Source organism: Campylobacter sp. 10_1_50, assembly GCF_000238755.1.
Lineage (GTDB): Bacteria > Campylobacterota > Campylobacteria > Campylobacterales > Campylobacteraceae > Campylobacter_A > Campylobacter_A concisus_R.
In genome coordinates, this window is record NZ_JH414889.1 from 92622 (window position 1) to 102919 (window position 10298).

Sequence of the window (10298 nt, forward strand, 5' to 3'; positions counted from 1 at the left end):
ATTTATAAAATTTAGTGAGTTAAATGAAGAAAGATGCAAGTAGAAAACTCTACTTGCAAGTTAGTTTATATGCTTAGTGTAAAATTTTCCTTCGCATTTCCTATCTCATTTTTGGTTATAAGATTTCTTTTTTTAAGCTCGGCTATAAGCGCTTTTGAAGCCTTTTTAGTTACCTCTATATCAGCATTTATGCCTCCAGCTGCAGAGAACATCCAGTACTTGTGCATCTCGACCCACTCAAGTAGCTTATTTACTTTTTGAATCTTAGTATCGCTAGGAGCTACTGAAATTTTAGCAAGCTCAAGCTCTTGAAAATATATAGAAATTTGAAGAATGTTGTCTAAAAACATTTTATGTTTTTTAGAACTCATATATGTTTTTAGCTTATCTAGTTTAGAAGTTATTTTAACAAGTTTAGAAAACATCTTTTCGCTAACTTCACCTGCCTCTTTTTTTGCTATTAGCTCATCTATCTTCGGCACTAGCTCTAAAAATACCTCTTCTATCTTTTTCTTAGCCTCTTTTTGCGTTTTAACTTTTTTGGCTATATAGGTATATGCTTTTAACAAATCCTTGCTTCTTTGCTTTTCTGAAATTTTAGAGATATTTGGCTCTTTTTTAGGTATTTTATCCTTACAAAGCTCATTCATAGTCTCTAAAAATGGTTTTTCTATACTCCCTTCTATCCTAGCTCCACCCTCAGTGCAGTTATATGTGACATATCCCTCTTTAGAAGACTGTTCTATATCTTTTTCATACTGGTTTTTAAATTTATCCCAGATATAAGTAGTCCTAACTTCGCCCTCTCCTCCGTAAGCCTTTACATATAAGTACTCATCAGCCTGAGCAAAGGCATGTCCTGTGGCATGACTCTTACCATCTGGTGCAAAGGCTAAGTCTTGTCCGATCAGAACTATATTTTTATGACCTAATGCATAAGCTAGCTGAAATGCTTGATTGGCTGTTGAGTGACCGATCCCTAAGTAGCCATATTTTTTCATATTAAAAGCGATTTCGCTTTGCTGCGGTCTCATAGTAAGAACAAGACGCCTTGGCAAGATATTTTTTATAGTTTGAGGATGCGTTAAAGAGGCTACGACAAAGTAGATATCTTTATCAAATTCTTTATCGCGAGTACTAAAAAATGTTGATGTCGCCTCAACTCTTTCGATGGATGTCACATAATCAGGCACGATGCCATGTTTTTTTAGTATAGGATACGAAGCATCAAGGCTTATGATAGTAGCATAAGGCACAAATTTTTTAAGTGTATCAAGCTGCTTATCTAAGCTTGGCCCGGTTGCTACAATAATAGCTGTTTTATTTAGCTCATAACGCTTTAAAACAAGCTGCGTATAGCAATAGTTTTCAAGCATGATCGGAATATTTTGTATATGATGCTTGATGCCTATAAGCATATCATCGATACTATTGCCATGAGCCACGACCATTTGAGAGATGGCCTTTGCAAAGTCTGAGTTTATCCTTAAGATATCTTCACTATAACTTTCGTAAAATGGTGAGTGAATATGAAGATCGTAAGTCTTTGCGTAAGATGTAAATTCTGGAACGGTTATTAGGAAATAAAACTGCGTATAGCTTGCAAATTCTGAATAAAACAAGACAAGCCTATGGCTAAGTAGCTCACTGCTTAGATCAACAACGTTAAGCGTGGCATAAATAATATCTATCTCTGGCTCGATAACTGCTATCTTTTTGTGAGTTTCATTTTTTAAAAGGGCTTTATATAAGATGCCATTTCCAAGACCATAAAAAAACATCATCGGATATCTTTTATACTCTTTTTCTAAATTTTCAAGAGAGACAAGCGTGTCATTTACTGGGCTTTCATAGACATATTTTAAGGTTTTATTATTTATCAAATTTATATCTATCGGATCTTTACCAACAAAGATATCAAAGTCCTTTGCTGTCTCCATACCCCAAAGCTTAGCAGCTAAAATTTCATCTTGTTGAAAGAGCGCTTGGAGGTTTTTTTGAAAGATAGGATTTTGTATATTTGTCATCTTACTTTCAAGTACTTTTTGCTTCGCCTCATCTATCTTTTTACGTTTTTTGTTTTTATGTACCTCAAGGTCATCTAGTTTATAAACTTTGTTTTCATCACTCATATTAGATCCTCCTTTGTTATCCTCTCGCTAAATTTTATATCTCTTTTTGCTTTTTTGCCGATCAGCTCTTTTAAAAATTTAGGGTGCAGGCCGTACCCTGGACGCACGCTCCTTATATTTTGCTCGCTAAAATTTTCACCCTTTTTTATATCTGCGCTTGCATAAAGTGAGCGTGAAAATCTCCTATTTAAAACCGCTTTTTCATCTAGCTCGTAGTTTACCACACCCAAAAGCTCCTCGGCCTCTCTAACGCATTTTGTCATAAGAGCAAATTCGTTCTCATCAAGACTAAATGCGCTATCAACGCTTTTTACGCTTTTATCAAGTATAAAATGCTTTTCAATTATCCTAGCACCCAAACTAACCGCAACAACTGGAGCTGTCACGCCTAATGTATGATCAGAAAAGCCGACCTCTACGCCAAATTTCTTTCTCATATCAGCTATCGTTTGCAAATTCATACCATTTAGCGGTGCTGGGTAGCTTGAAGTGCATTTTAAAAGGGCGATATCGCTATTGCCTGCATTTTTGCAAATTTGCACCACGGCTTGTATCTCTTCTTCGTAGGCTATGCCAGTTGAGATGATGATGGGCTTGCCTTTTTTGGCTACAAATTCTACAAAATCATAGTCCGTCACCTCAAAACTTGCGATCTTATAAGCTGGCGGGTTAAACTGCTCTAAAAAGTTGGCGTCCTCCTTACAAAATGGGCTTGAAAAGCAGACAAGCCCCTCCTCTTTTGCCACTTTAAAAAGCTCAGCATGCCACTCTTTTGGCGTTAGCGCCTCTTGGTAAAGCTCGTATAAATTTCTCCCATCCCAAAGTCCGCCTTTTATGACAAAGTCGTCTAGGTGCGAATTTAGAGTCAGGCTATCAGGCGTATATGTCTGAAGCTTTATCGCGTCAGCTCCAGCGCGCTTAGCCGCCTTTATCGTATCTACCGCCGTTTTTAGGCTACCGCTGTGATTAGCAGAGAGCTCTGCTATTATAAAGACCTTTTTGTCTGTATCAAAATTTCCTATTTTCATCCGCTAGTCCGTTTTATTTTTTAGCTCAAGATAGCTAAACTCACCATCTTTTGCATAGATCCTAAAGCCAAAATTTTCATAAAGTGCGAGCGCTTTTTTGTTGTTATTATAAGCTTTTGCCTTTAGCGAGCCAACTTTTAATGTAAAAAAAGCGTAGTCTTTTATGAGATCAAGCAGCTTTTTACCCACTCCTTTTAGCTCTGGGTTTTTATAAACGCCAAATTCGCAACTCTCTTTCGTTATATCAACGAAGCTCACCACTCCGATAAATTCACCCTCGTCTTTTACTAAAAAGTAGATCTTATCTTGAATGCTCTTTAATCTCTCTAAAAAAGCAAAATGCTCCTCTTTGCCAACGCTTTTGTTTTTCATAAATTTGGCTATACGCTCGTCATTTCGCCACTTTAAGACCATCAGTTTTTGCTCGCCACTAAGCGAGGTAAAATTTATAAGCTCAAGCAAATTTCATCTCCCCAAAAAGCTTCATATCCATTTTCTTTTAGCCAAGCAAAGATCTCTTTTTGATTATCCGCTACGCAAATGGCTTTAAATTTAGCTCCCAAAACGTAAGCCTCATTTACAAGCGAGCTTGCTGTTATGATGAGCGTTTTGGCTTCGTTCATCAGCCTTGCTACATTTTTACTATCTACAAAAAGGCTAAAATTTTCGTTTTTACTAGATAGCTCTTTTAGTGCGCTTAAGTTTTTATTTCCACTAGTTGTTATGACTGCTGCTTTTAGCCCTTTTAAGAGCAGTTTTTCTGAAATTTTAGCACTTAGCCCTGAGATATCAGTGCCTCCAAGAATGATAGCGTAGTCGTAAATTTTCCCCCTTTTTACCTGCGCTTCTTCATAAAACTCATCTCTAACTAGCAAAAACTCACTCCCACAAAATACCTCGCAGCCTTTTTCTACAAGCCCCTCATATCTTGCCTTTTGCGCATATAAATTTACATTTAAAATATAGTCTGCAAAATGTTTTTCATAAGTGTCGTCAAATGATAAAATTTTAACGTCGGTTTTTTCTTTTATAGCTCTTTCGTCTTCAAAGCTAAAGCCGTAGTGGTCGATGATAAGAAGCTCAAATTTATTATCTTTTATAAGCTCGCAAAGCTCATCTATCTCGCCACTTGTTAAGCTAAATTTAGAGTAGTTTATCTCATCAAAAATATCACCATCTAGTCTTAGTGAAGCAAATGAGATGTCGCTAAATTTTTTAGCAAGCAAAAGGTCTCGCCTAATGTGCCCATGCCCTATCTTGCTGCTACTATCAGCACGCACGAGCGTTTTTAGCAGGGGGAGTCCTTTAAATTCTTTCAATCAAATCTTTCCATTATTTATCAAATAAAGCTTTTTAGCAAACTCAAAATCCTCTAGCGTATCGATGTCGCAGACTAAATTTCTTGGCAGCAAATACGCCTTTGAATGTGGCGCAAACAAGGCACTGCACTCCAACCAAGCCTCTTTTTTACCAAAATAAAATGCCCCAGCGTCATGAAACGCAGGCTCAAGATCTTGCGAGCGTGTCTTTTCAAACTGCGGATAAAACATGCTAACTCTAGCATTTTCATCAAGTTTTATCGCCCTTTGTATAGGAAAATCAAACGCAGTCGCTGAAAATAAAAATTTACACTCCTGCTTTTTAAACTCGTCTGCGGCTTCTTTTAAAATTTCAGCCGTTATGAGTGGTGCTGTAGCATAAAGGCAGCAGACGTCACTAATGCCAAAATTTACGCGCCTTATCGCGTCTTTTATCACGTCAGTACTTGTCGCGTAGTCATCGCTTAGGCTAGCCTCTCTAAAAAATGGCACGCTAGCTCCAAATTTTCTAGCCACATTTGCGATCATTTCATCATCGGTGCTTACGATCACTTCGCTAAAAACTTTAGAATTTAACGCAGCCTCGATGCTATATGCGATTAAAGGCTTGCCTAAAAAGTCTTTGATATTTTTGCCAGGTATTCTCTTGCTGCCGCCTCTTGCTGGGATGATACAGATCATTTTTACTCGCTAAAACTTTTTAGCACGTCAAAAAGCGTGCTTGCAACAAATTTAGCATCATCCACGTTCATGCCGTGATGGCATGGGATGCTAAGCTCGGCACTATAAAATTTCTCCGCATTTGGCAGTGAAATTTCGCCAAGGAGCGCTTTATAAAAGCTAAATTTATATGTTGGCTTGTAGTGCACCTGCACGCCAACGCCTTTTTGTAAAAGCGCTTCAAAAATTTGCTCTTTTTTATCCCAAAGTTTCTCATCCAAAAGTACTGGATATAGGTGCCTTGAGCTAGTTGTATTTGCTGGGATCTTTATAGTTTTAAAATACTCGCACCCACTAAATTTATCATCATAAAATTTAGCTATCTCATTTCTTTTAACGATAAAGTCGTCCAGTCTTTTTAGCTGGCTAAGCCCCAAAGCGCAGGCCACGTCTGTGATCCTATAGTTGTATCCAAGTAGGCTCATATCGCTATCCCAAAGCTTTGTTTTGGTGATGCCGTGGCTTCTATAAAGCCTTGCAAGCCTTGCTAGCTCATCGTCGTTTGTAGCAAGTGCGCCGCCCTCAAGTGTGGTGATAGGCTTTACTGGATGAAAGCTAAATATGCTAATATCAGCCTTAACGCCCACTTTTATGCCGTTTTGCACGCTACCAAGAGCGTGAGAGGCGTCGTCTATCACTTTTATACCGTGCTTTTTGGCTAAATTTATGATCTTATCTAGCTCTACTGGGTTGCCACCATAGTCGACTGCTGTTATCACTTTTGTCTTTGGCGTGATAAGAGCTGGAATTTTCTCTTCGTCAATGTTGCCATTTGCTTTTACGTCGCAAAATTTGACCTGTGCTCCTGCCATCAAAGCCGCATTTGCAGTGGCTGCAAAGGTGATAGGCGTCGTGATCACTTCATCACCGTCCTTTACGCCAAGGCTAAGATAGGCTACGTGAAGGGCCGAAGTGGCTGAGTTCATAGCGATCACGTGTTTTACGCCAACATACTTTGCCAACTCCTCTTCAAATTTACTGACCTTTTGGCCACCTGTTAAGATGTCGTCTCTTAACGCATCTGCTACTACTTTGATATCTTCTTCTGTGATCTGCTGACGGCTGTAAGGTATCATTTAGCATCTCCTATCATCTCAAGAAGACCTGCTCTATCGAGCCAAATTTTATTTGTATTTGAGCTATATTCAAAGTCCTCGCTCACTGGTTTGCCCTTTTGATGAAGGGCATTTGTCGAGAAGTCTTGCGCTGTTAAGAACTGAATAGACGGACTAATAACGTAGTAATCATCAAATTCGTATGTAAGATGCGCGTCGTCTCTTGATATCATCATCTCATGCATCTTTTCGCCTGGGCGAATACCTATAATCTTGACGCCAAGATCTGGTGCAAGGGCTTTTGCAAGATCGACCATCGTCATTGACGGGATCTTTGGTATGAAAATTTCGCCGCCTTTCATCCTCTCAAAGTTTTTAAGGACGAAATTTACACCTTGTTCAAGCGTGATCCAAAATCTAGTCATCTTCTCATGCGTGATAGGAAGCTCTTTTTCTCCTTGTGCGATCAGCTTTTTAAAGAGTGGCACGACTGATCCACGAGAACCAACGACATTTCCATATCTTACGACGCTAAATCTTGTTTTTTTGTCTCCAACGATGTTATTTGCAGCGACAAAGAGCTTGTCGCTCGCTAGCTTTGTAGCTCCATATAAATTTACAGGGTTGCACGCTTTGTCAGTTGAGAGTGCGATCACCTTGCTAACACCACACTCCAAAGAGGCGTCGATGACGTTTTGAGCGCCATCTATGTTTGTTTTGATGCACTCCATTGGGTTGTATTCTGCGATTGGTACGTGTTTCATCGCAGCTGCGTGGATGACGTAGTCTATGCCGTTCATCGCAGTTCTTAAGCGCTTATAGTCCCTCACGTCGCCGATGAAAAAACGCATGGCCTTGTCTTTAAACATTTGAGCCATTTCATATTGTTTTAGCTCATCGCGTGAGTAGATAACTAGCCTTTTTGGCTTGTATTTTTTTAACAAAATTTCGGTGTACTTTTTACCAAAACTTCCTGTTCCGCCGGTGATCAATATCGATTTGTTGTTAAACATTTTGCGCCTTTTTGCTAGTCATTTTTTGATTTATAAATGGCTAATTTGAATTATTTTTTATAAATTTTTAAGCAAAAGCTGTGCCAAATTTAAAATTTGTTTATCAAAGCTCTGCTCTTTCTAGCTTCTATTTCGTCAAAATTTCGTTATTGTTTAGGGTTTTTATAAAAAGTGGGCGATAAATTTAGCCTTTGCAAGGTCGCAAAGGCATGAAAATTACTTCAAAATTCTAGGTAGTGTAATGCCTTCTTGGGCTTGGTATTTGCCGTTTTTATCAGCATAAGTCACCTCGCAAGGCTCATCACCCTCGATAAATAGCACCTGTGCGATGCCCTCGTTTGCATAAATTTTCGCAGGTAACGGCGTCGTATTTGAGATCTCTATCGTGATATGTCCCTTAAATCCCGGCTCAAAAGGTGTCACATTTACGATGATGCCGCACCTTGCGTATGTGCTCTTGCCAAGGCAGATCGCTAGCACGTTATCAGGCATGTTAAAGTACTCGATCGTGCGCGCCAAAGCAAAAGAATTTGGCGGCACTATGCAGACATCGCCCTTAAAATCAACCACATTTTTCTCATCAAAATTCTTTGGATCAACGACGGTTCCGCCGATGTTTGTGAAAATTTTAAACTCATCGCCCACGCGGATATCGTAGCCATAGCTAGAAACGCCGTAGCTAACGACGCCACGCCCCACTTGCTCCTCGGCAAATGGCACGATCATCTTCTTTTCAACCGACATTTTCCTTATCCAAGAGTCTGATTTTAAACCCATTTTTGCTCCTTTTTTGGGGCGATTATAACGCTTTGCGTCTTTAAAGTAAATTTAATGGCATTTTTCAATAAATTTTGAGAAAATCAGTATAATTTTGAGAGAAAAATTTAATAAAGGACAAAAATGCAAGAGAGAAACGCTGAAATTTTCACAGGAGAACGCGCGATGTTTGGGGCAAAGGGACTAAATTTTACTAACTGCATCTTTGAAGATGGCGAGTCGCCGCTAAAACACAGCTCAAATTTAAAGCTAAATGAGTGCGTTTTTGCCTACAAATATCCACTTTGGTACGCAAGCGATATCACGCTAAATGGCGGATACTTGGAGCCTCTAGCAAGGGCTGGCATGTGGTACAGCACAAATTTAAGCTTTAAAGACTTGGTCATCAATGCACCAAAAAGCTTTAGAAAAAGCTCGCAAATTTCACTTGAAAATGTAAATTTCTCAGACGCTGCCGAGACACTTTGGGGGTGCGAGAACGTGAAGATAAAAAACGTCTTTGCAAAAGGGGATTACTTCGGGGCAAATAGCGAAAATTTAGAGGTTGACGGGCTAAGCTTAGACGGCAACTACTGCTTTGATAGTTGCAAAAATCTTTGCATCACAAACTCAAAGCTCATCTCAAAAGATGCCTTTTGGAACTGCGAAAACGTGGTCGCACAAAACTGCCTCATCTCAGGCGAATACCTAGCATGGAACGCTAAAAATGTAACACTCATAAACTGCACGATAAAGAGCTTGCAAGCGCTTTGCTATGTGGAAAATTTGGTCGTGAAAGATTGCATTTTTATGGACACAAGCCTTGCTTTTGAGTATTCAAGCGTCGATGTGAGCACAAAAAGCAGCATAAAAAGCGTAAAAAATCCAAAAAGTGGCATCATAAGAGCTGGCAAGATAGAGGAGATCATCATAGATGGCAGCTTGGTTGATGCAAGCAAGATAGAGATAGCCACGGATGAAATTTAGGCAAAATTTAAAGAAATAACATGCAAAATGAAAAATTTAGAGCGAAATTTAGTATAAAAAACAATGCTAAATTTAAAAAACTACTACGCAAGGTTTCAAGCACCGTATATAAGAAGAATAAATTTGTATTTTTGATGAGAGCGATCGAGCTGCCATTTGCTGCGCTATGCGCAGTAGCTTTGGTTGTGCTTTTTGACATTTTTGAGAACGACTTAACAGTTTTTTCGGATATAACTGACATCTCTTTTTTTGGCAAAAAATTTAGCCATTGTTCTTTGTGTCGGCATAGTCTTGCTCTATATTTATGCGACTATAGTTAAACCAGTTTTATTTACTAGAGCCATTTACTCAAAAATCGATGTTGAGCGCGAACAAGAGATCGTTATATATGATGATGAGGTCTTGTTTGTCACAGCAACGAGCACGGTTCATTTTTCATATGGTGCGTTTCTTGGGACTTGCGAAACGGATGATTTTATAGCTTTGATCTTAAAAGAAGGCAGCTTCTTGCAGATCCCAAAAGAGTCACTAAATGAAAAATCACAAGAAATTTTGGAATTTCTAGAAGAAAAGATAGGTCAAAATTAGTGAAATATTTTTGGATATTTTGAATTGAAAACCATACAAATTTGCTATGCCAGCAAATTTGTTGGCTATATTCAAACTAAATTCTCTAAAAGCATAGATATTATTGCTTTAGTGATACCAAATATCAATTTTTCAGCGATAAATTTTAATATTAAAATAATTATTTGATGTCAAGAATGATATCTAAACACTATTTTATTGATAGCTGGTTTTAATTCCGCACCGATAAACATATCTTTTGGAGTTGTGCCTGCGTTCCAAATGTTTTGAAGTAGTTGAGACAAGATAGTTTCAGTTAGTGCTGCTGGAGTGCCTTTCCAGTCGCCTGAGCTATCAAATGCTACAACGTTACCACGCTTGCCACTTGCAAACGCTGCTGAGCCTTTAGCCAAGAAGTAAAATAAGCCTGCCATTTCACCCGCTGTTGCGTCAGTTCTAACAGTTGGTGCTTTAAACACACTCTTTTTAACATCAGCATCACGACCAAGACCAAAAATAGCATACTCCATATCTAGCTTATGTTCTTTTGCTCTTTTAGCTGTCTCACGCTCTAACTCTTTACCGCCGTAAGTAGCCACTGCTTGCATACTTCTTGAAACACTAACGTTTGAAGTAAAAATTTGCACTGCATTTGAAGTCTTTTGCACACTTGATTTGATCTGATCGTCAAAGTCAGAAATCTCTAGCTGTGTCGTTTTTC

Annotated in this window: 12 protein-coding genes; 3 read left to right on the top strand and 9 right to left on the bottom strand. The window is 38.7% G+C overall.

Translation table 11 applies throughout. The annotated features are described in order from the left end of the window. Positions 1–65: 65 nt before the first annotated feature. The 8 genes from HMPREF1019_RS09020 to dcd form a co-directional block, all read right to left on the bottom strand. Complete coding sequence (locus HMPREF1019_RS09020) at positions 66–2132, bottom strand: motility associated factor glycosyltransferase family protein (RefSeq protein ID WP_009295410.1); 2067 nt, start codon at positions 2130–2132, stop codon at positions 66–68. Continuing rightward, complete coding sequence (gene pseI, locus HMPREF1019_RS09025) at positions 2129–3160, bottom strand: pseudaminic acid synthase (protein ID WP_009295411.1); 1032 nt, start codon at positions 3158–3160, stop codon at positions 2129–2131. The genes HMPREF1019_RS09020 and pseI overlap by 4 nt, the downstream gene beginning before the upstream one ends. A gap of 3 nt (positions 3161–3163) precedes the next feature. Beyond that, positions 3164–3622 (bottom strand): UDP-4-amino-4,6-dideoxy-N-acetyl-beta-L-altrosamine N-acetyltransferase, encoded by a 459-nt coding sequence (gene pseH, locus HMPREF1019_RS09030; RefSeq protein WP_009295412.1) that lies wholly within the window; start codon positions 3620–3622, stop codon positions 3164–3166. Next, positions 3607–4479: a UDP-2,4-diacetamido-2,4,6-trideoxy-beta-L-altropyranose hydrolase gene (pseG, locus tag HMPREF1019_RS09035; protein WP_009295413.1), complete on the bottom strand. Its 873-nt coding sequence runs from the start codon at positions 4477–4479 to the stop codon at positions 3607–3609. The genes pseH and pseG overlap by 16 nt, the downstream gene beginning before the upstream one ends. After that, positions 4480–5160 (bottom strand): pseudaminic acid cytidylyltransferase, encoded by a 681-nt coding sequence (gene pseF, locus HMPREF1019_RS09040; RefSeq protein ID WP_009295414.1) that lies wholly within the window; start codon positions 5158–5160, stop codon positions 4480–4482. It abuts the gene before it with no gap. Between the two features lie 2 nt (positions 5161–5162). Beyond that, positions 5163–6275 (bottom strand): UDP-4-amino-4,6-dideoxy-N-acetyl-beta-L-altrosamine transaminase, encoded by a 1113-nt coding sequence (gene pseC, locus HMPREF1019_RS09045; protein ID WP_009295415.1) that lies wholly within the window; start codon positions 6273–6275, stop codon positions 5163–5165. Then, entirely contained in the window at positions 6272–7267 is a 996-nt protein-coding gene (gene pseB, locus HMPREF1019_RS09050; protein ID WP_009295416.1) for a UDP-N-acetylglucosamine 4,6-dehydratase (inverting), read from the bottom strand. The genes pseC and pseB overlap by 4 nt, the downstream gene beginning before the upstream one ends. Positions 7268–7483: 216 nt before the next feature. Continuing rightward, positions 7484–8044 carry a dCTP deaminase gene (gene dcd, locus HMPREF1019_RS09055; RefSeq protein ID WP_002939953.1) on the bottom strand — a complete coding sequence of 187 codons (561 nt, stop codon included), beginning with the start codon at positions 8042–8044 and terminating at the stop codon, positions 7484–7486. Positions 8045–8167: 123 nt separating this feature from the next. Between dcd and HMPREF1019_RS09060 the strand changes: the two genes are divergently transcribed. From HMPREF1019_RS09060 to HMPREF1019_RS09065, 3 genes are read left to right on the top strand one after another with little or no spacing between them, the layout of a single operon-like run. Further along, positions 8168–9010 (top strand): DUF3737 family protein, encoded by an 843-nt coding sequence (locus HMPREF1019_RS09060; protein WP_009295417.1) that lies wholly within the window; start codon positions 8168–8170, stop codon positions 9008–9010. A 20-nt stretch (positions 9011–9030) separates the two neighbouring features. Beyond that, positions 9031–9330, top strand: coding sequence for a hypothetical protein (locus HMPREF1019_RS10170; protein ID WP_187364913.1), 300 nt, complete (start codon positions 9031–9033; stop codon positions 9328–9330). Beyond that, positions 9302–9598, top strand: a complete 297-nt coding sequence (locus HMPREF1019_RS09065) for a YcxB family protein (RefSeq protein ID WP_187364914.1) — start codon at positions 9302–9304, stop codon at positions 9596–9598. Before HMPREF1019_RS10170 ends, HMPREF1019_RS09065 begins: the two co-directional genes overlap by 29 nt. A gap of 170 nt (positions 9599–9768) precedes the next feature. On the opposite strand, the gene HMPREF1019_RS09070 is transcribed toward HMPREF1019_RS09065, so the two are convergent. Beyond that, on the bottom strand, positions 9769–10298 hold a 530-nt coding region (locus HMPREF1019_RS09070; protein ID WP_009295419.1), incomplete at its 5' end, for an SU10 major capsid protein.